Origin of the sequence: Paenibacillus sp. FSL H8-0548, from assembly GCF_038630985.1 — a bacterium.
Classification (GTDB): Bacteria; Bacillota; Bacilli; order Paenibacillales; family Paenibacillaceae; genus Pristimantibacillus.
Genome location: NZ_CP152049.1, coordinates 503,355 through 524,115, shown reverse-complemented (window position 1 = coordinate 524,115; position 20,761 = coordinate 503,355). Strand labels below are relative to the sequence as shown.

The 20,761-nt window shown below is 46.8% G+C and carries 16 protein-coding genes; 10 read left to right on the top strand and 6 right to left on the bottom strand.

The features are described from left to right. Positions 1 to 140 precede the first annotated feature (140 nt). Together mscL and MHI37_RS02355 are read left to right on the top strand one after the other, a co-directional pair. Positions 141 to 611 carry a large-conductance mechanosensitive channel protein MscL gene (gene mscL, locus MHI37_RS02360; RefSeq protein ID WP_076337066.1) on the top strand — a complete coding sequence of 157 codons (471 nt, stop codon included), beginning with the start codon at positions 141 to 143 and terminating at the stop codon, positions 609 to 611. After that, entirely contained in the window at positions 604 to 1,239 is a 636-nt protein-coding gene (locus MHI37_RS02355; protein ID WP_076337065.1) for an NUDIX domain-containing protein, read from the top strand. The genes mscL and MHI37_RS02355 overlap by 8 nt, the downstream gene beginning before the upstream one ends. 1,682 nt (positions 1,240 to 2,921) lie before the next feature. Here the strand turns inward: MHI37_RS02355 and MHI37_RS02350 are convergent. After that, positions 2,922 to 3,332, bottom strand: a complete 411-nt coding sequence (locus MHI37_RS02350) for a hypothetical protein (protein ID WP_076337064.1) — start codon at positions 3,330 to 3,332, stop codon at positions 2,922 to 2,924. Positions 3,333 to 3,484: 152 nt separating this feature from the next. Here MHI37_RS02350 and MHI37_RS02345 point away from each other — a divergent pair, with 152 nt between their 5' ends. The 4 genes from MHI37_RS02345 (at position 3,485) to MHI37_RS02330 (ending at position 6,262) form a co-directional block, all read left to right on the top strand. After that, positions 3,485 to 4,123, top strand: a complete 639-nt coding sequence (locus MHI37_RS02345) for a hypothetical protein (protein WP_144023685.1) — start codon at positions 3,485 to 3,487, stop codon at positions 4,121 to 4,123. Positions 4,124 to 4,251: 128 nt separating this feature from the next. Next, complete coding sequence (locus tag MHI37_RS02340; RefSeq protein ID WP_076337063.1) at positions 4,252 to 5,148, top strand: manganese catalase family protein; 897 nt, start codon at positions 4,252 to 4,254, stop codon at positions 5,146 to 5,148. 119 nt (positions 5,149 to 5,267) lie between these two features. Further along, entirely contained in the window at positions 5,268 to 5,915 is a 648-nt protein-coding gene (locus tag MHI37_RS02335) for a TraX family protein (protein WP_256710527.1), read from the top strand. A gap of 128 nt (positions 5,916 to 6,043) precedes the next feature. Next, a complete protein-coding gene (locus MHI37_RS02330; protein WP_076337062.1) occupies positions 6,044 to 6,262 on the top strand; it encodes a hypothetical protein in 219 nt (72 codons plus the stop codon). Between the two features lie 65 nt (positions 6,263 to 6,327). Here the strand turns inward: MHI37_RS02330 and MHI37_RS02325 are convergent, their stop codons facing one another. The 4 genes from MHI37_RS02325 to MHI37_RS02310 all read right to left on the bottom strand — a co-directional run bounded on the left by MHI37_RS02325 (position 6,328) and on the right by MHI37_RS02310 (position 13,999). Then, positions 6,328 to 7,632, bottom strand: coding sequence for a bifunctional diguanylate cyclase/phosphodiesterase (locus MHI37_RS02325; protein WP_076337061.1), 1,305 nt, complete (start codon positions 7,630 to 7,632; stop codon positions 6,328 to 6,330). A gap of 202 nt (positions 7,633 to 7,834) precedes the next feature. After that, a complete protein-coding gene (locus tag MHI37_RS02320) occupies positions 7,835 to 8,563 on the bottom strand; it encodes a response regulator transcription factor (RefSeq protein WP_076337060.1) in 729 nt (242 codons plus the stop codon). A 102-nt stretch (positions 8,564 to 8,665) separates the two neighbouring features. Beyond that, a complete protein-coding gene (locus tag MHI37_RS02315) occupies positions 8,666 to 12,526 on the bottom strand; it encodes a response regulator (protein WP_256710533.1) in 3,861 nt (1,286 codons plus the stop codon). Between the two features lie 27 nt (positions 12,527 to 12,553). After that, positions 12,554 to 13,999, bottom strand: a complete 1,446-nt coding sequence (locus MHI37_RS02310; RefSeq protein ID WP_256710526.1) for an HD domain-containing phosphohydrolase — start codon at positions 13,997 to 13,999, stop codon at positions 12,554 to 12,556. A 331-nt stretch (positions 14,000 to 14,330) separates the two neighbouring features. On the opposite strand from MHI37_RS02310, the gene MHI37_RS02305 reads away from it, so the two are divergent. Beyond that, on the top strand, positions 14,331 to 15,389 hold the full coding sequence (locus MHI37_RS02305) for a peptidylprolyl isomerase (protein WP_076337058.1): 1,059 nt from the start codon (positions 14,331 to 14,333) through the stop codon (positions 15,387 to 15,389). 109 nt (positions 15,390 to 15,498) lie between these two features. Next, a complete protein-coding gene (locus tag MHI37_RS02300; protein WP_076337090.1) occupies positions 15,499 to 16,371 on the top strand; it encodes an aldose epimerase in 873 nt (290 codons plus the stop codon). Positions 16,372 to 16,453: 82 nt separating this feature from the next. On the opposite strand, the gene deoC is transcribed toward MHI37_RS02300, so the two are convergent. After that, the gene (gene deoC, locus MHI37_RS02295) at positions 16,454 to 17,143 is read right to left on the bottom strand and encodes a deoxyribose-phosphate aldolase (protein ID WP_076337057.1); all 690 of its coding nucleotides are present in this window, start codon (positions 17,141 to 17,143) and stop codon (positions 16,454 to 16,456) included. A gap of 372 nt (positions 17,144 to 17,515) precedes the next feature. On the opposite strand from deoC, the gene MHI37_RS02290 reads away from it, so the two are divergent. Both MHI37_RS02290 and MHI37_RS02285 read left to right on the top strand, forming a co-directional pair. Beyond that, positions 17,516 to 18,343, top strand: coding sequence for a purine-nucleoside phosphorylase (locus MHI37_RS02290; protein ID WP_076337056.1), 828 nt, complete (start codon positions 17,516 to 17,518; stop codon positions 18,341 to 18,343). 67 nt (positions 18,344 to 18,410) lie between these two features. Beyond that, on the top strand, positions 18,411 to 20,072 hold the full coding sequence (locus MHI37_RS02285; protein ID WP_144023684.1) for a GGDEF domain-containing protein: 1,662 nt from the start codon (positions 18,411 to 18,413) through the stop codon (positions 20,070 to 20,072). The last annotated feature ends 689 nt before the right edge of the window (positions 20,073 to 20,761 follow it).

The following is a 20,761-nucleotide window of genomic DNA, read 5'->3' as shown; positions in this document are numbered from 1 at the left end:
CATTTCGCACAAAATATTACAAATAATTGCAATAACATGAGAGGGATTTCTATTAACTCCAAATTCGGCTATTATGATAGGAAAAGGAAATACTTATGGAGCATGTTTGAGCTTCAAAAGAAGTCTTAGGAGGAGAACCTATGAAAATTGTTAAGGAATTCAAAGAGTTTGCAATGAAAGGCAATGTCATCGACCTCGCAGTCGGTGTCATTATTGGCGGAGCGTTCGGAAAAATCGTCACTTCGCTCGTCAATGATATGATTATGCCTCCGATCGGACGGCTAATCGGCGGGATTGATTTTAAAGATCTGACCATTCCTTTGTATACAAAGGAAGGCGAAGCAGTGTTCAAAGTTGCGAACCCTGATGCAGTTGTACCTTCTATCGCTTACGGCCAATTTATTAATGTCATGATCGATTTCCTCATCGTCGCATTTTGTATCTTTATGCTCGTTAAGGTAATCAACATCCTTCGCCGCAATGAGAAAAAGGAAGTCGCGCCTGTAGAAGCAACGGAAAAGGAATGCCCTTACTGCTTGTCCAATGTACCAATCAAGGCTACACGCTGCAAGCACTGCACATCCCAGCTTGAGGCAACTGCACGTGGCTGATGAGCTGTTCGACATTTATGACGAGCAGCTGCAGCCGCTTGGCACTGCTACTCGCGCAGAGACGCATGCACGCGGCTATTGGCATCGCACCTTCCATTGCTGGCTGACGCGGCGCGTGGAGAACCGCAGATACGTGCGGTTCCAGCTGCGTCAAGCGGGTAAGGATACGAATCCTGGCTGCTACGATATAACGGCCGCAGGTCATTTGGCCGCAGGGGAGACTATCCGCGAGGCGATTCGCGAGCTCGAGGAGGAGCTGGGCGTGAGTGCTGCCTTCGAGCAGCTCATTCCTCTCTGCCAAACTCGCGAGGATGCAAGCGGGCTTGTGAACGGCATCCCCTTCATCGACCGCGAGGTTAGCGACGTTTTTGGCCTCGTGTGCGAGCTCCCTTTGACCGAACTAAAGCTGCAGCCTGAAGAAGTGGCTGGCGTTTACGAGGCTGATCTGGATGAGCTGATTGCACTATTTGAGGGCTCTTTAGCAGAGCTGTCGGCAGTTGGGGTTGAACTCGGCGCTCAGAGCGAGCAGTTGACGAGCGTACAGCGCTTGGTACGGGCGCAGCAATTCGTGCCGCGCGACTTTTCTTATTATACGAGCGTACTGCGGGCGCTGCACGGCTGTACTTGATGCCGGCAGCGTTTTTGCTGGTTTGTACGCGAGCCCCCCACGCACGTTCCCAATTCGTATACCATTGGTCTATCAGCCCATGAATATTATAAAATTCAGTATGCCGCGGCGCAAGATCAAAATCGTTGAGCTCTGGCTGATTATAAATCCGCGCCCCCATTTCATGAAAGCAGCCATGGAGATTTGTCTCAATAAAGCTGCCCAGCTGATCTGCCGACGTGAACGAGCGCGGATTAAATTGCACACGCTGCTCAGCCGCTGCATTATAGCAGGGAGAACGCCTTATCGCTTCTGGAATCTCGGGCCAGCCTGCAATCCAGCTTCGATCATAGCCCATAGAATCATGCCAATTGTACACGCGATTGATGTAATCCCGATGAAACTTCAAGAAGCGTTCCCCGTAACCAGGCGGCGGCACTGTCCCAGGCGTCAAATGATTCGTATGATGCCATACACGATGCTCATCCAACAGCTCCTGAGGAAAATTAGGTATTCTCGGCATCCATATCCCCTCTTTGCTTGTTCATTTTTTTCGGACTCTCACTCCTCTATACTATGTGCCCCATCCCTCTGCTGTGATTCTGCCCTTTATTCCAGCTCACACTTCTAACGGAAACCACAGACGCTAAATCGCCTTTATTTTTCATTCCAAAATTCTAACGGAAACACAGGCCTCTATTTGTCCCCTATATGCCGGATCTCGCTTCATTTCTGCGAAATAGCGTCTCCCTGTTCCGTTAAAATGTGACGCTAACCAAAAATGGCACTTTAGCGTCTCTGGTTTCCGTTAGCTTTCATTATCCGCACTCCGACTGCTGGCACTGCCTTTGTTCTAGGCATGTTTGTATATCCCCCCATATACTTCACAAAACTCACACACGCACATCGTCTTTTTCCTCAACTTTCCCTACGCTCGATGCCGCTTCTCAAATCCTCCCTTCCCCTACTCCCAGCGCGGAAGCTATCCTGCACTTTTGCAGTAACTTCACACTATTGGGACGCTCTAGCTAACCTATCCTGTATTCACGCATTATAGCTCGTCATTTCAGCTCATTTCCAGCCATCTGATCTCCATTGTGGGCAGCTATCCTGCTTACGTACAGGATAGCTCTCCTAAACCATTAAAAAGAGTAGGCTACCCTGCAAATGTGCAGGATAGCCTACTACTACTACTACTCCTGCTCATTCTTATGATTGACTGTAACAGCAGAGCTCGTGCTGCCGCCGCCTTTGTTCTATGCAAAAATGGAACTTTCGCGTCTCTGGTTTCCGTTAGCTTTCGTTATCAACAGGTTCGGAAAATCCATAGTTTCCCAAAGAACAAAATCACCCTTACAGGTGATTGCACATCGCAGACGCGTCAGCTCGGACCTCTAACGGAAACCAGAGACGCTAAATCGCCTTTATTGTTCATTTCAAGATTCTAACGGAAACAGGAGCCTCTATTTGTAGTCTACATGCCGGATTTCGGTTCATTTCTGCGTAATAGCGTCTCCCACTTCCGTTAAAATGTGATGCTAACCAAAAATGGCACTTTAGCGTCTCTGGTTTCCGTTAGCTTTCGTTATCCCCTCTCCGGCTGCTGGAGCAGCATCGTTATTAACAGGTTCGGAGAATCCATAGTTTCCTATACAACAAAAAAACTGCCCCAGAGTTAGCTGGGACAGCTCTTCTTATTACGATTAGAACCAAGATTTGCGGTGACATTGATCCTGTGCTCTTTTTACACAAATGTCAAACGAAACTGTAACATCACTAGATCTACCGAAAGCGCAGCAAATTCTGACACAATCTTTGTCATGCGTGCAGAAGAAGCACACGACACGGCATTTGCAATCAAGCAGATCTTGTACGGCTTTAGCATCACGACAACGAATCGCTTTAACTAATTTAGCTGCTGTGTGCTCATCTTTTAATTGCTTGAAAGTATCACTTAAATCTTTTCCTGCCACTTGCATAGCTTCGACAGCAGGATCTACTCTGCGGCCGCAGCCACAGCTTTTATGATGTTCTTTGCAGCTGCAATTAGAAGTTATACGAGCACGGCTAGTAGATTTAACATTGCTGACCTTAAACGTTTTTTTTGCGGACATTTCTATTCCCCCTCTCTCTCGAACTTACTATATTCTATGCAAATTTAAGAGTTACGCATGGACGAGTGCATAAGTTCAACGATAATTGTTGTCCTTTTCTTTTTTTGTATGAGCCGCATCTCTCCTGCATACCTATATGAGATACCATATGAATGGAGGTCTTTGACTTGGCTGAAAATATGATGAACACGGGTAACATCGGAAACATGGGCAATGCGCCGAATGCAGCCGGGATGAGCAATATGCCGAATACGAGCAATCTGGGCAGCATGTCGAACGCCGGACCGACGGGCATGGCGAATGCTGGGCCGATGGGCACGCCGAACGTAGGTCCAATGAGCATGGCGAATGCTGGACCGATGGGCACGCCGAACGTAGGTCCAATGGGCATGGCCAACGCTGGACCGATGGGCACGCCCAACGTAGGTCCAATGGGCATGGCGAATGCTGGCCCGATGGGCATGCCGAATGCTGGCCCGGTGGGCATGGCGAATGCAGGGCCGATGGGCATGCCAAAAGCGGCTCCGCTTCTCTATCAGGCCGAGCCGCAGCATACCGCTATGGTCATGGAGGTCCGTGACCGCGTAATGAATATGTGCGGTGGACATATTCATAAGTATGTTTGTGTCCAAATGGTCGATGGTCATGTCTATGAAGGAAGAATTATGCACATCGATCACTGTGTCTTATATCTGGAATGTACGCTGCGCGATCCTCGCGCCTTCATGAATTCGTATAACACCGTACTCCCGCTCATCCTTTATGAGCTGCTGGTCATTTCATTGCTCTAGGCTCTAATCCCTTCGCTTAAGTTCATTCGACAGAGCTTGGCCCTTTTTGACATCAACGGTCTATGACTGCGAGAGCTGTCATACATATGAAGAAATTGAATTGTTGATGAGAAGAGGTGAGCAAGCTCGTGATTGAACGAATAAACCGCCTTCAGGTAGAGCTCCCGCCTTCCCCTTATGCGGATGCCAATGCAGCGGCAGCGGTGCAAGAGTTGCTTGGAGGAAAGTTTGGCGAAATGTCGACCTTGAACAACTACATGTACCAATCTTTTAATTTTCGTGAAAAGAAAAAGCTGAAGCCCTTCTACGATCTCGTATCGAGTATAACTGCTGAGGAGTTTGGCCACGTAGAGCTTGTTTCGACAGCTATTAATATGGTGCTTACCGGAACCACAAGCGCTGGCGATCCAGACTCCACTCCGCTAAGGGAAGGAGTCAATAAACGAAATAGTTATTTCTTTATCCAAACCGCTCAAACCTCTCTGCCTGGCGATTCTATGGGGCGCGCGTGGACGGGTGACAATGTATTCAGCAGCGGCAACCTAGTGCTCGACCTGCTTCATAACTTTTTCTTGGAATGTGGAGCACGAACGCATAAGATGCGTGTTTATGAAATGACGGACCACCCTACTGCGCGTGCAATGATCGGATATTTACTCGTTCGGGGCGGCGTTCATGTGCTCGCCTACGCGAAAGCGCTGGAGATTGCGACAGGTGTTGATGTCAAGAAGCTGATCCCTATTCCTAATCTCAGCAACAATAGCTTTGAGGCCGCACGGAAATATGAAGCGATGGGGCTTGGCAATAAGCTCTATACCTTCAGTCAGAACGACTTCAAGGATATTGTTCTCATTTGGAACGGTCAGAACCCGCTCACTGGCGCTCCGCTCGAGGTCATTCAGGGGGCTCCGCATGGAGCGCCAATGCCCGATTTAAGCGAGCTGCCGGAGGAATTTGCGCCTGGCATCTCCCAAGAGGATTTTATGCAAATTGCCCGTCGGCTTCAGAAGAACGCTGGCCTTTAGCACATAGACATTGACGAAGACCTCCTAACACGCGCAAAGCGGCTTGGAGGTCTTCCTGTTCCTTATCCCTAAAATCACTTATACTACACCATATAAACATCGAGAGAATGTAGGTGATTTTGATTCAATTTTTAGCCATGCTCACTATGCTAATCGATCATATCGGACTTGTTTGGTTTCCAGAAAATATGACTTGGAGAATAATCGGGCGTTTGGCTTTGCCATTCTATGCTTACTGCATCGTGCTTGGCTATTCCCGCACGAGTAATATGAATCGATATCTTGGAAGAATGACTGTGATTGCCCTACTCTCACAGCTGCCTTATCAAATCGCCTTCCACAGGCTGGAAGTCAATACGGTAGGCTCTCTACTCGCCTGCCTGCTGCTTCTGCGCCTTCTTGATAAATGGAGCGGCAAGCCTCTCCTGCAAGTGCTGCTCGCCGCTGCCTTTGCTGGATTTTTGGAGACGGTTCCATTCAGCTATGGCGCTTATGTCATTATACTCGTCCTTATTTATCGCTATGCTCAGGTACAGCAGTATACGTTGTTTCACTTCTTCTTAAATGTGGTAAGTTTCTTTGTAAAGGGCTGGTTCATTCAAGCCTTCAGCTTATTTGCTACTTTTCTTATCGTATATTTGCCTGATTTCATGCGCAGCGCAGACAAAGTAAAGATTCCAAGGGTGATATGGCGCAGCTTTTATCCGCTTCATCTCACAAGCATTGCGATCGTTTATTCGGTCCAATCCAACAGCCCATTCATTTAGGCACTTGCGAAAAATGTCGAAATGTTAGACAATTGTAAGTAAAATAAACATAATTCTCATGACTGTTTCATAAGGAGCTAAAAGGTTTACGATAGAATGGAGGAAATCGATCGGAGGTGTAATAGGAAATGATGAAAATCGTTACCTTCAAAAGTCGCTCAGTGCCTGTGTACTACCCTAACGAACAATCAGCATCCTTAGAATTGCTTAATCATAAATTGTACGAGTTGGAACTGGATTTTGATTTCCGCAAAAAATGGAGAAGAATTAAATCTGTTGAAATGGTGCGTGATGTCGCTATTTTTCAATATAACGACGGCACCAAGCTGTACCTTGAAGTATGCTAAACAATCTAGATAACTATAAAAAAAAGACCTGACGGTGGCACCTCTCATGTGCTCCGTCAGGTCTTTTATTTTTCATACCTTGCCGCAGTAGGCTCTGAACGACGAATCAACGAGAGATCAAGCACATCAGGCTCCTGCGGCTTGCCCAGGAGAAATCCCTGCACATAATTACAGCCCCATTCGCACAGCAGCTCATATTGCTCCGCATATTCGACTCCCTCTGCAATAACCTCCAGCCCAAGCTTCTGGGCTAGCTTGATCATGCCTTCTACAATAATTTGCTCTGCTCCTTGCAGTTCAATCTTCTTAATAAACGATCGGTCGATCTTCAGGCATTGAATAGGCAATTGCTTAAGGTTTGCAAGAGAAGAATAACCAACTCCGAAATGATCAAGTGCAATACGTACGCCTGCCGCTCTCAGCCAGCTTAGATTAACCATAGCAACATCTGATGAATAGAGCATTGTTTTTTCCGTGATTTCAAGCTCTAAGGAGGAAGGAGAAATATTGTACTCGCTCAACATATTTTGTAGAATTTGCGAAAATGTAGGATCGAGCAGCTGCTGGGGGGATATATTAATCGACATAATTACGCTGTCTAAGCCGTGCTTGCCTAGGCCTGCCAGCATTTTGCATGCTTCTCTAATCACCCATTCTCCTATTGGCAAGATTAGTCCGTTCTGCTCGGCTAACAGTAAAAACTCCGAGGGTGAGATTTGGCCAAGCTCGGGATGATCCCATCGGATTAACGTTTCAAAGCCTCTTAGCTTGCCATCGGCCAGACGATAGATGGGCTGATAGCTTAGACGAAACTGCCGTAGGTACAATGCAGGTCTCAGCGCCTCCTCGATTGCAATGCGCCGATTAAGCCTTATTGTATCCTCCGTATTATAAAACCGAGCGCGATTTCCGCCCTGCTCCTTGGATTGATATAAAGCTGTTTCTGCCCGGTATATTAACTGCTCGCTTGTCCGGCCATCCTGAGGAAACAATGTCGCTCCGATACTGGAGGTTAAGTAGAGCTCGGTTCCACCAGCTTCAATGGGACGCTCAACAGCATTTTTGATCGCTTCCACAGTCTGCATGTCTGTACACTCATCCGCCTCTAAAGGCGCGGCAATTAAAAAACGATTGCCCCCCACTCTGCTAATCGTCGTAGAGGCCCATCTTGCTGCCGATAATCGCTTGCTAATGATACAAAGCACCTCATTGCCAAAATCCGTTCCCCTAGTCTCGTTCACCAGGTAAAACCGATCTAAGTCAACAAGAGCTACAACCATCCGCTTTCCTGCCGCACGTGCAATATTCACCGTTAATTCAAGCTGAGCAAAGGCTTTCTGGCGGTCTGGCAAACCTGTCAGAGCATCCATATGGTTGAAACACCGTCCCTTTCCTTATATATCCCAATTTTGTCATACAATCATTAGAAAACTTAGGGAACTACGTTTAGAAGACTGTTAGAAATTCTAACAGCCTAACATTAATCCCACACCGTTTTTTGTTTTTTGCATAAAAAAAAGAACCATTCCGCTTCCGCGAACTGGTTCCAAGGCATACAACAGGACAAGAAAGCTAGCTATGCCTAACACTTGAATGCTCAGCCGTATACTTATAGCCAAAACCCCAAACCGTACGAATTAGCTTTGGTTCCTTAGGGTTTTGCTCGATTTTCTTTCGTAGATTGACGATATGCACATCGATAGCACGGTCAGTCACGAAAGAATCAAAGCCTCGAATCGTATTAATAAGCTCTTCTCTACTAAACACTTTACCGGGATAAGCTAGGAATAGCTTCATTAGCTCATACTCCGAAAAAGTAGTTTCTACTAGTACCCCTCGCACTAGCAGCAATCGTCTCTCGAAATCAAGCTGGATAGGATCACTGTCTTCAAGACCTTCAACTGCAGCCGCAATTTGCTGGACCGAGTCTGTCTGCATCGTATTGGACCGACGAATCAACGCTTCTACTCGAGCTGTCATTTCATGCATACTGAAGGGCTTGCACATATAATCATCTGCTCCAGCCTTCAACGCTTGGACCCGTTCAGATACTTCACTTTTCATAGATAGTATCATAATAGGTACGTTAGAGCGCTTTCGAAGGAGAGCACAAACCTCCATGCCATCCAGATCAGGCAAAATCAAATCAAGCAGCACCAAATTCGGAGCAAATTCGAGCGCGAGCCGCAGCCCTTCATCTGCTCTATAGGCTTGCATGACAGAATAGCCTTCTTCTGTTAAATACATTGACAGCATATCACTCATCATGACGTCATCTTCAATAACTAAAACTTTATACATTGTCGTCACCCTTTTTGAGGATTGAAGATTTCTGTCGAATATTCATTGTATCTCTACTATACATTACCAACATTAAAGGGACAACAATTTGTTAGAAAATTGTTAGGAATTTTGATCAAATACAGTTTTAGCCTGACGCAATCCATCCAAAAGCAGTGTCAAGGATGCTTCTACCTGCGTAATTGCCTCTTGCAGCTCCTCCATATTAACGTCAGGCTGCTTAATCACTCGTTCCATCTCGCATACCGCCTCTAACAGCTCATAAGCAGATAAATAACCGGCCGCACCCTTTAAGGTATGAGCCATACGTTTAATAATAGTTAGCTCAGCTTGCTTAACCATCATCCTTAGCTGATCTGCGAAGGAATCATAATCAAGCACAAATTGCTCCATCATATGCTGCAGGATCGGCAGCTTCCCATTGACTCTAGAAATGGCGCTCTCCACGTCCATGCCTGCAATGGATGGCATGAGGGTCTTGGGTGCTGGCTCCGCAGCTTCGGTTCTGATTCCCTCTTCCGAACTATCATGCCGCACGGCTGAGTTCACTTGAAATGAAGAGCTTTGCTTCAACCAATAAGCAATAACGGCATGAAGCCGCTCCGAGGAAACGGGCTTGGTCACTACATCATTCATCCCCTGCCGCAAATAACGCTCATGGTCATTGCGAAGCACATTTGCAGTCACTGCAATAATAGGAATATTATCGTACTTTGATTGACTGCGAATTAACCGAACGGCTTCCGGGCCATCCATAACTGGCATATGAATATCCATTAAAATCAAATCCCAATGCTCCTCTGAAATTTTCTGGAGCGCTTCCTCGCCATTCTCAGCTAATCCGACCTCGTAGCCCTGCTCCTTCAGCAGCTCGATCGCGACTAGCTGATTGATCTTATTGTCCTCAGCTAACAAAATACGCGTAGCGGATTCATTCTTCGTAATTGCAGCAGCAGGCTCTAAATTCTCCGCTTCATACGAATAGGGGTCCTTCTGCTCCAAAACACTTTCAATTGCGCGAAGCATGCCCGTACGCATAATAGGCTTAATTAACAGCGTGACCGGCCTTTGCTCTGTTGAGAGCTGCATCATTTCATCTCGGCCATAGGAGGTCGTCATCGCAATCGTCTTAACACCGACCGCTTCCGCATCGCGATGGAATTCGAGCCAGGTCTCCGCTCCGTACATATCCGGCATTTCCATATCCAGTATAATTAGCTTCGGCAATGCGCCTTCCCCTATTCGGCGGAGACGATCCCGGGCCATTCTCCAAGAATGGAATGGGATCGCTGTTAAGCCGTATGTTTCTATCGTGTCGCTCCAATGCCCGCGCATCTCATCGTCGTCCTCAACGATCCACACCGGCTGCTCCCTCAGATCCTCCCGAACTCTCCAGGCCTGCTTAGGATATTTGTGAATAACGCTGAACGGCAGCGTAAAGAAAAACTGACTGCCCACTAACGAAACGCTGGATACCGCAAGCTTGCCTCCAAGCAGCTCAACCAAAGACTTGGAGATGACAAGGCCAAGGCCGGTTCCACCAAATTTGCGCGTCGTCGATCCATCCGCCTGTGTAAATGGTTTAAAGAGCTTATCTACCTGTTCCACCGTCATGCCAATACCCGTATCCAGAATTGTAAAGCGCAGACTAATTTGACTAGCGGTCTCCTCTACAAAATCCAGCTCCAGCTTGACTCGCCCTCTATTTGTAAACTTAATCGCATTCATACATAAATTGAGAAGAATTTGCTCCAGCCGCAAAGCATCCCCGATGATCGTCTGCGGCAGGTTCTCAGGAGTTGCAATAATAAATTCAAACTGCTCCTTTCCACCCATAAATATACTTAATTGATCGCTTATTCGGTGCAACAGCTCGTCGGGCTGGAACGGCAAGTGCTCAATTTCAATCTTGCCTGCTTCTATTTTAGAGAAATCCAAAATATCATTGATTAGACGAAGCAGCGTCTCCGAGGATGTGGTCATCTTATCCATATAGTCCTTCTGTGATGCAGAGAGCCCTGTTTTGCGCATTAATTGCGTCAAGCCAATAATTCCGTTTAGCGGAGTTCTGATCTCATGACTCATAAGCGCTAGGAAGCTGCTCTTCGCCTGATTAGCTTCCTCGGCTTCTTGCTTCGCACGTACAAGCTCCTCTTGAATACGTTTCTGCTCTGATATATCACGTGCGATGCAGGAGAAATAAAGCTCTCCAGTATCTTCATACTGATGCGCGACGACCACCAGAGACACATAGACCACTTCCCCATTGCTTTTCAGCAGCTGGGCACCACTCTCCCAGAAACCAAATTGCTGCGCCAGCTCCGCTCCCTTCTTAAGCTTAGAAAACATTCTTTGACTGAAATATTCCTTAACGAAAAGCTCGTTTTCTATTTCATCCGGCAAATTCAGCATCTCTCTGCCTGCACGATTGATATAAACAACCTTGCCCTCCGCACTTACTGAAGCGATCAGATCCTTACCTGACTCCACAATATCGAGCAGGCGATTACGCGTTTTCTCTATTTGCTTGCGATCAGAGATATCAAGAGCCATGCCAACCACACCAGAGAAGCGCCCATTTCGATCGCGCAGCCCTGTCGTGCTGTGCAGTGTAGGAATACGAGTCCCATCCTTATGAATAAACGTCCATTCACGCTCATAGGAAAAGTTTAAGGCTCTAAGCTCTTTGAATACTTCAAGCCCGGGCTTAACTTCTCTACCTAGCTGGGTCGAAAGCTTCTCTGCTTCCAAGTGAATCTCATCCAGATCAATGAACATGAGCGGGGTGGCAATACCAGCCAGCTCTTCGGATTTGTAGCCCAGCATCCCCTCTGCTGTTTTATTCATATAAGTAACTTTATATTGATCATCCAGAACGATAAAAGCATATTGATTTTGATTGATAATTGCCTCAAGCCGATCGAACATTTCCTGCAAATGCTCCATCATTCCATTGACCGAATGGCCCAGCTGGCCAATCTCATCATGCGGCTCGACTTCAAGATGCTCTGCCATGAACCGGCCGGCAGCGGCTTGCTCGGTTACGCCAAGTATGCCTTCCAGACGTTTAACGATCCTTTCAAAGTAAAGATAGAAAAAGATGACAATAATTAATTCAGAGAAAGCAATCGACGTGAAAATACGCCAAAAAATCGGCTTAACTTCATTCTGCAGCTCTGACATTGGCACTTGCAATGCAAAACGCCATGGCGTTTCTTTAATCTTCATTTGAAAAACAGAATAACGCTTGCCTTCGATAGTTATGCTCGCTGCACCTTGCTCTGATTCCAGCAGCTTGTCAGCAATCGGAGACAAGCCCCATTCCTCATCCATTAAGCCTGCGCCCGGCAGCTGCTCAGCCTTAGAGTAATAAATAAGATTACCCTGATCATTAAACATTAGAGCCGTTGATTGCTCCGTTCCAAATGCTATAAACGGCTTCAGCGCCGAGAATGCAATAGAAGCATACACTAAACCTTTTAATTCATTCGATTCTCCGTAAACAGGTACGATAATAAGCGATTGCCTAGTATCGGAGAATGAGGGCGTATACGGGTCCGTAATCACTACATTCCCATTAATCGCCTCTTGAAAGAACGGCTCCAATCTCATATTGACACGCGCCCCATCGGTACGCAGCCCGAGCCCCTTCTCATCTATATATCCGATTGCATGATAAATAAAACCGCCTCGTACGAGCTCACGTCCAAAATACCGCAGACGCTCCGCATCTGTACCAAATCGCACAACCTCTGTACGGCTGATCACAAAAACCTCTGCCTTGCGAATCGCCATCCATGAAGCAAGATTGGTTGCACGGTTATACTGCTGGCTGTTTGTTTTCTCAATTTCAGATTGAATCATCGCATCCTTCATGACAGAAAAGTTGCCCACCCCGGCAAGCAATAGAGGAACCAATGAAAAAAGAACGATGAGTACTAAGCCTTTTGTACGCAATGACATTTTTTTCAAAAAGTTTTCCCCCCTCCGCTATTTGGACTGCCTCTTCTCAAGCTTCCAGTGAGGACTGCTGCGTACCGTCTCCTCGAAGAAGCCTGGCTGTTCTCGAACGAGCCGTACCCATGCCCTTATACAATACGGATCGAAATGTCGACCACTTTCTTCGACTATAATGCCCATTGCCGCTTCATGCGACATCGCCTTCCGATAAGAACGCGAGGAGGTTAAGGCATCATACACATCGGCAACAGCGGTCACGCGCGCAAGCAGCGGTATTTGATCGCCTTTCAGCCTATCGGGGTATCCGCTGCCATCCCATTTCTCATGATGCGAGCGTATCACCGACAGCTCCTCCGGCATAAAGCCCAGCCGTTTGCAAAGATCATAGCCCGATACCGGATGCAGTTCAATAATGCCTCGCTCCTCTTGAGTAAGCTTGCCAGGCTTATTCAGTATCGTATCTGGAATACGAAGCTTGCCAATATCATGAACAAGCCCCCCCTGTGCGATCGCTCGCAAATGGTCTGAGCCGAGGGACATTTCCTCGCCAAGCTTCAGCGCATATAAGGCAACCCTGTAATTATGACCAGCGGTATAGGAATCACGCGCTTCTGTTGTCATGACCAGCTCTCGGACGCTATTAGACGTATAGGTATTAATCCAATCCTGAGGATTGGACCGAAACATCAGCTTCATGGAAGCCGTAATCGATTTGGAGTTGACATATTGAGACACGATGCCCAAAACCATAACAATGACGGAGGCAAGCAGCAGGAAGTGGTACAGCCACCAGCTCACATGCCAGGTGCTTCCGCTTACCATAATGATCTGAGCGACGATCATCCAGCCTGAGCTGTAGACGACAGCTAGCTGCAATGGAAAGCGCGAAGACAAATAAATTTTCATATATCGATAGACCGTCCAGCTGTTCAATAGAAATACGATCACGCTGACCATCCATTTTATAGAGAGCTCTTTTAAATGAAAATAATGCGTTAAATTCGGATTAAACCAAAGCAATATGCAAAATGCAAGCATCAGCACCGTCCAGACGGGAAGCAGCAGTCGCTGCCGTGCTGCGAACCGTTTGATAAGCGGTTGATCGCCTGATAAAGAAGATAGCCATAGCCAAAAGGCAGCCAACATAACGCTGAGCTGGGCTGCACTGCTCGAAATTCCGGTATGATTCATGAGAAACCCCGAGGTCGACAAGCCGTGAAGTGCAAACATGGTTGTCAGCGATACATAAGATAAGGATAAAAAACTAATTTTAATATTACGAAGCTTAATGGCAACAAAGCCAACACCAATAGCAAGAGCTAGAGAGAGCACAGAAACGAGACTAACAATATAAAAGTGCTCCTGCGGTGCATAGATACTCTTATCGAGTGCAGTGCCTTGAAGCAGGTAATAAGCTGCAAGCGGTAACAACATGGATAGGAATAAAAGAGTAAATACACCTAGATTTTTGCGCAAGCTGCTTCCTCCTACAATGGGCTTATAGTTGTGTTTGAGAACCATACCGTCAGCGTAGGACGAAACCCTCTGCTTAGTTTCGTAGGCGGTATAATTAAAAGAATAAGAAATATGTAGGATAATGTTGGAATTTTGTTTAGTATTACTATATCATCCCTAGCGTTTCGTATAAACAATGAAGTTATTGTGGTTTATAAGCTTTACTTCAGCAGAAAAGAGACGAAATCTGAAAACCGACGCAGGATGTAATATTTTAAGTTTAGATTAAGGTTTTTTTGAGCATGTTTTGTTATAGTATTGAAAGATAGGTAATTTGAAGGGAGTTCATGGAATGGATAACAATCAACAGGACAAGCGTTCAGAGCAGGATGCAAGTATCGAAAAGGAGCTTCAAGCGGAGTCGAACGAGGCTTCAAACGAAGGCTTCCAGCCGACAGCATCGGGCGATGACCGTCTTGAGCAATCGCCTAAGGGAGGCGGGGGTGGCAAAGCATGGATTGCTATTTCCACTATTTTAGTCGTTTTGCTAATCATTGTATTAATCAAACCGCCATTTGGAGCTAGCAATGAAACCGTGGCATCTGTCAACGGTGTCAAAATAAGCAAAGATAAGCTATATGATGCATTGGTCGATGCTGGCGGTGCAGCAACGCTTGAGAATCTGATCACGCAAGAGCTTATCCTCCAAGAAGCGGAAGCGGCGAGCATTGCCGTTGCGGACGAAGAGGTTAACTCAGAAATCGATCTCATTATTGAAAGCTTCGGATCGGAAGAGGCATTCAATTCCGCTCTAGCCAATTATAATATGACGGTTGACAGCTTGAAGAAGGATACTAAAATTAACTTAACCATCCGTAAAATTTTGGAACCAAAAACAGATGTTACGGACGAAGAGGTTCAAGCATATTACGACGCTAACGCGGCTGCAATGAGTACACCTGAGCAAATTCAAGCTTCGCATATTTTGGTAGCTACTAAAGAAGAGGCAGATGCCATTCTGGCTGAGCTTAAACAAGGCGGCGACTTTGCAACAATTGCCACAGAAAAATCGACGGATACAGGCTCGAAGGATAATGGCGGCGACCTAGGCTTCTTCGGTAAAGGCGATATGGTCCCTGCATTTGAAGAGGCAGCCTTTGCACTTAAAATCGATGAAATCAGCGGCGCTGTTCAATCCGATTACGGCTACCATATTATTAAGAAAACAGCTGAAAAAGCTGCAGTCAATCCGACTTTTGAAGAGAAGAAGGATGAAATTAAGAAGCAGCTAGTGGCTACAGAAGCGAATGAGCTGTCTGAGGCTTGGATGAGTGAGATTCGCGCTAAAGCGAAAATCACGAACAACTTGACTCCTGAAGCTACAGAAGCACCTGAAGCACCAGCAGAATAATAATTTTTTCGCTAACGGGGCAGTGCCTTGTAGGAGCTCTAGCAGCCCTATGAGAAGCTGTCCCTTTCGTTTGAAAAATGAATGGCATTTAAGATTTGGAGGGAATTATGTGAGCAATTATGAAGTAAGAAGCTACGAGGATACTTATACTTTATATGAATTAAGCGATGCAAACACCAACTCTCGTGTGCTTGTATGTCCAGAGCGAGGCGGTATCGTTATCGGCTGTCAACTGCATGGGCTGGAGCTTTTTTATTTGGACAAAGAAACCTTTGAGAGCCCAACAGCTAATATTCGCGGCGGCAACCCCATTCTGTTCCCAATCTGCGGCCAGCTGGAGAACCAGTCTTACGAATGGAATGGCCATCGCTATAATATGGCGAATCATGGTGTCGCTCGTACGGCTGTATGGGAGGTAGTTGCTACCTCTAGTGAAGGTGAAGCTTCGATTACCATTCGGCTTCAGAGCAATGAGGATACACTACGCGTCTATCCTTTTGCCTTCGAGCTTATATTCACTTACGTACTGCAAGACGGACAATTACATACTCGTCAGCAATACCGCAATTTAAGTGAAGCTGCTGCCATGCCTTTCTACGCAGGGTTCCACCCTTATTTTGCAATTGATTCCGACAAAAAAATCGCCTACGAAATCGAAGCAACACGTTACCTCGACTATAACGATAATATGGAGAAGCCCTTCAATGGCGTGATTGATCTGGAAGGGCTTGTCGAATCCGTCTGCTTGCTTGATGTGAAGAAAAGTGAAATTTCGTTCCCTGTACGCCAGGGCGCCCTTGTCCGTCTCACATACGATGACATTTTTAAATATATGGTGCTGTGGTCGGTGAAGGATCGTCCATTCGTATGCGTCGAGCCTTGGATGGCGATGACTGAAGAGCTGGGGCGTCAAGAGGAGCTCGTCATGCTGAATGCCGGCGAAGAGCTGCGGGCTAATATGACGATTAGCTGCGAGCGTTAATAGACTACCGCTAAAACAAATAAAGGAGGAAAGCGCCGCTGGACGCTTTCCTCCTTTATTTTGCTTATTGCAAGCTGCCCACTTAGTAGCCTTCGCCCTTTCCGCCTGTAACGATAGCGATGCCTGAGCTAGCGCCAATACGAGTAGCACCCGCCGAGAACATTTGCAGCGCAGTCTCTCGGTCACGAACTCCGCCCGATGCCTTAACGCCGAGACTTGGACCTACCGTACGGCGCATCAACGCAATATCCTCAGCCGTAGCTCCGCCCTTTCCGAAGCCTGTGGACGTCTTCACGAAATCAGCTCCTGCTTTTTTGCAGATTTCACATGCGGTTACTTTCTCCTCATCGGTTAGAAGTCCGGTTTCCAGAATAACCTTCAGCACCGCGCGGCCTTTCACTGCCTCTGCCACGCCCTCAACGTCACGCTGAACGCCAGCAAGATCACCCGATTTCAACAACCCAATGTTCAGAACCATATCCACCTCTGTCGCGCCGTCTTCAATGGCAAACTTAGCCTCAGCCGCCTTTGAGGCTGTTGTTGTTGCTCCAAGAGGGAAGCCAACTACCGTTGTAATGCCTACCCCTGAGCCGTTAAGCTCCGCCGCCGCTGCCGCTACCCAGCCTGCGTTTACACAAACCGTTGCAAATTGATATTGCTTCGCCTCGCGGCAAACCTGCAAAATCTCTTCTCTCGTCGCATCAGCCTTTAGGATCGTATGGTCAATCATCGCTGCTATTTGCGCTGGCGTATAATCAGTTCCGCTGCTCATCATTTCTTCCTCCATATCATTTCATACTCTATTCTTAATAAGAAAAACGATTCCGCAGTCCTCGTTCTAGCCTAACCATTTTGGGCAACAAGATACACAAACTATGCTTATTATACGAAGCTTTGTCCCAAACAACAATGTTCGGTTTGCAAGAGCGCCGTTGGTTTACTTTTACGTATTCGATACGCTATGATTATGATGCCAATGGCGTTCAGCTTTGGTTTAGGAATGAACTTACACTAGAGCCAAGGTGAAACGGCTGTCGCCGTCCTTATGGCGGTGGCGCGTTTCATTCCGGAGAAATATAGAGAAAATATAGAGAAAGGATATACTTTCTCTATATTTTCACAAACCTTAGGAGGTTCAACGACTATGGATAATATGCTTGAAAAGATAAATGAAGCTGCGGCCTACATTCGCAATCTGCTGCAAGAGCAGCCGCAAATCGGGCTTATTCTAGGCTCCGGTCTAGGCGTTATGGCCGACGAGGTGAAGGACGCAATCGTAATCCCTTACGGCCATATTCCGCATTTCCCTGTATCCACTGTAGAAGGCCATTCGGGTGAGCTGGTCATCGGACAGCTTGAAGGCAAAGCTGTACTCGTCATGAAGGGCCGCTTCCACTACTATGAGGGCTACTCGATGAAAGAGGTCGTATTCCCCGTTTATGTTATGAAGCAGATGGGTATCCAAACACTGCTAGTTACGAATGCTGCAGGCGGCATGAACCGCTCGTTCGCTGCAGGCGATCTCATGCTGATTACCGACCATATCAACAATACCGGCAGCAATCCGCTTATGGGAGCGAACCTGCCAGAGCTTGGTCCACGTTTTCCCGATATGTCGCAAGCTTACAACCGCGAGCTTCGTGCAGTCGTAGCGGCAAAAGCGCAGGAGCTTGACATCAAGCTGCAGCAAGGCGTGTATGTCAGCATCTCGGGTCCAGCCTATTGTACGCCTGCCGAGCTATCCATGATGGCGCGCTGGGGCGCTGATGCCGTCGGCATGTCAACTGCTCCTGAGGTTATCGCCGCCAACTATACCGGTATTCGCGTAGTCGGCATCACCTGTATTACCGACATGGCAATTGGCGACGAGCTGGAGCCGCTTACGCATGAGCAGGTCGTCCGCGTTGCTGAGCAAGCAAGACCAAAATTTATAGCACTGGTGAAAGCATCCGTTGGTGCATTCACCGTATAATGCCTATTCTAGCAACAGTAGCTGTCCGTAAGTCATTGACTTGCGGACAGCCGGAAAGGTGCGACGATTGACCTTGATTCCAAAAACGACCCGTGAAGCCGATTTTTTCAGCAACGCTTTCCATTTTGCGCCTATCGGCATGTCTTTAATTGATTTAGATGGTACGATCATAGTCGTTAACCCGGCTGCTTTAGCCATGCTAGGTTATGAGGAAGATGAGCTTTACACCAAAACCTGCTCGCAGATTACCCATCCGAACGATATAGGCAAGGACAAGCTTCTTATGGAACGTCTGCTTAAAGGCGAAATAGACAATTTCCAACTGCACAAAAACTATCTCAAGAAATCCGGTGATCCGGTAACTACGATGCTGAGTGTATCACTCGTATACGATGATATCGGCAACCCGCGATATTTTATTGCACAGATGATGGATATATCTGAAAAAACAACAGCGCTATCTGAAGTTAAGCAGTTAACAAAACATATTTCCAACATTCTTGAAAGCATACTGGACGCCTTCTTCTCCATCGACAACCAGTACCGGTTTATCTATACCAATCATGCTGCGCAAAAGCTCTTCCAGCGAAGCGAAGCTGAACTGCTGGGTCAGAATATTTGGGAGGTGTTCCCTTGGCTTAAGGGCACCATCAGCCAGCGTGAGTATAAGATTGCTATGGAGAATCATGAGCAGCGGCTTTACGAGCAGTTTATTCCGCAGCTGAATCATTGGTTTGAAGCGAATGTCTACCCTTCCGAATTCGGATTATCTATTCATTTTCGCCAAATTACGGAGAGGAAGCGTACGGCCGACAAGCTGCTTGAGAGCGAGAAGAGCTTTCGCTTGCTTGCTGAGAACTCCAGCGATATGATCTCCAAGCATAATTTTGACGGTCTATATACCTACGTCTCTCCTGCTTGCTATGCGCTGCTTGGCTATCGGGATCATGAGCTCATTGGGAAATCACCTGTTCTTTTCTACCATCCCGATGATAAGCAGCGTGTGCTCGATAACCAAAATCAGATCTATAACCATGTCGATGAGAATACGATTACGTACCGTATAAAACGCAAGGATGGCGTCTATCGCTGGTTCGAATCCACCACTCGCGTCGTCCTCCACGACGGCGATCGTACCCAAACTATCGTATCCGTATCTAGAGATATTACTCCACGCAAAGAAATTGAACTCAAAATGCTTGAGCAATATCAAATGATGCATGCGCTTTCCCATGTGGATGAACTAACGACCATTGCCAATCGCCGCTCCTTCGATGAAATATGGAACAATGAGTGGGAGGATGCTCATCGCCACCATATGCCCGTTACGCTGATGATCGGCGATATCGATAACTTCAAAGCCTATAACGATACTTTCGGACATCAAAAAGGCGACGAATGTCTAAGACAGATCGCCGCAGCTATGCGCAATACCCTAAAACGACCGCTTGATATCGTTACCCGTTACGGCGGAGAGGAATTCGGCATTATTTTGCCGCAGACGAGCAAGGAGCGCGCCACTACCATTGCAAGACGGCTTCTTGAAGCAGTCGCACAATTAGAGATCCCTCACGCAGAAAAAACCGACATCCCCTTTGTAACGATCAGCCTAGGCTCAGCAACGTGGGAGCCCGATTCCCCTCTATCTCAGGATGAGCTGTTTACTGTAGCTGACCGAGCGCTGTACCAAGCGAAGCATGAAGGAAAAAACCGCTATATTACCTCTTAGCTAACCAAGAGATCGTAATCCCGCTGGACTACGATCTCTTTCCTGTTGCCAAATATACTATGATTCTAAGGTGAAGCAGCCTAGACTGCACTTTGTACACTAGAAACCTCACATGAGAGCTGTTTTAGATGGCTACAATGTATTTTTGCAGGAGAATGAGCTCCAAACCAACGAATACCGCCCTATACTAGGCAATCTATTGCACAAACTACAGTGTACGTATCGAGTCAGGCAAGTAACGTCGATTACGTTGTACAAACTACAGCGTAGCCTCGTCCTATCGCGCTATTACCTAAACGAACTAACCCAACTTCGTCCCTGCCTGTTCGAGTTATTTTCTTTCTTACTCGACATGCAGGTCGCGATTTCCTTACCACACTTTTCTAAAACTTTAGTTCAACTTATATAGATGGATTTTCTCCATCTATTTTAAGAAATTTTAGCCTTTTTTGGAATCTAGATGGATTTTCTCCCTCTAATTCTAAGGAATCAGCCGAAATTCAGGAGAAACAGTGAAATTAACAGGAGAAATTCCATCTATTTCCTAGGGCCAAGCGAATAATGTTATTTTAGCTGGAGAAATTCCATCTAGATTCATTGAATTTATTATACTGAGCCCAAGAGCAGCTTAGCGTACTACTGGCATTAGGCAGGCATCATAATATAGAAGAGCCATCCGATGAGGGATA

Excerpts from the sequence above, each read along its gene's own strand:
- mscL (WP_076337066.1), top strand. The coding sequence starts at position 141 with ATGAAAATTGTTAAGGAATTCAAAGAGTTTGCAATGAAAGGCAATGTC.
- MHI37_RS02350 (WP_076337064.1), bottom strand. The coding sequence starts at position 3,332 with ATGTCCGCAAAAAAAACGTTTAAGGTCAGCAATGTTAAATCTACTAGC.
- MHI37_RS02345 (WP_144023685.1), top strand. The coding sequence starts at position 3,485 with ATGGAGGTCTTTGACTTGGCTGAAAATATGATGAACACGGGTAACATC.
- MHI37_RS02330 (WP_076337062.1), top strand. The coding sequence starts at position 6,044 with ATGATGAAAATCGTTACCTTCAAAAGTCGCTCAGTGCCTGTGTACTAC.
- MHI37_RS02325 (WP_076337061.1), bottom strand. The coding sequence starts at position 7,632 with ATGGATGCTCTGACAGGTTTGCCAGACCGCCAGAAAGCCTTTGCTCAG.
- MHI37_RS02320 (WP_076337060.1), bottom strand. The coding sequence starts at position 8,563 with ATGTATAAAGTTTTAGTTATTGAAGATGACGTCATGATGAGTGATATG.
- MHI37_RS02315 (WP_256710533.1), bottom strand. The coding sequence starts at position 12,526 with ATGTCATTGCGTACAAAAGGCTTAGTACTCATCGTTCTTTTTTCATTG.
- MHI37_RS02305 (WP_076337058.1), top strand. The coding sequence starts at position 14,331 with ATGGATAACAATCAACAGGACAAGCGTTCAGAGCAGGATGCAAGTATC.
- deoC (WP_076337057.1), bottom strand. The coding sequence starts at position 17,143 with ATGAGCAGCGGAACTGATTATACGCCAGCGCAAATAGCAGCGATGATT.
- MHI37_RS02290 (WP_076337056.1), top strand. The coding sequence starts at position 17,516 with ATGGATAATATGCTTGAAAAGATAAATGAAGCTGCGGCCTACATTCGC.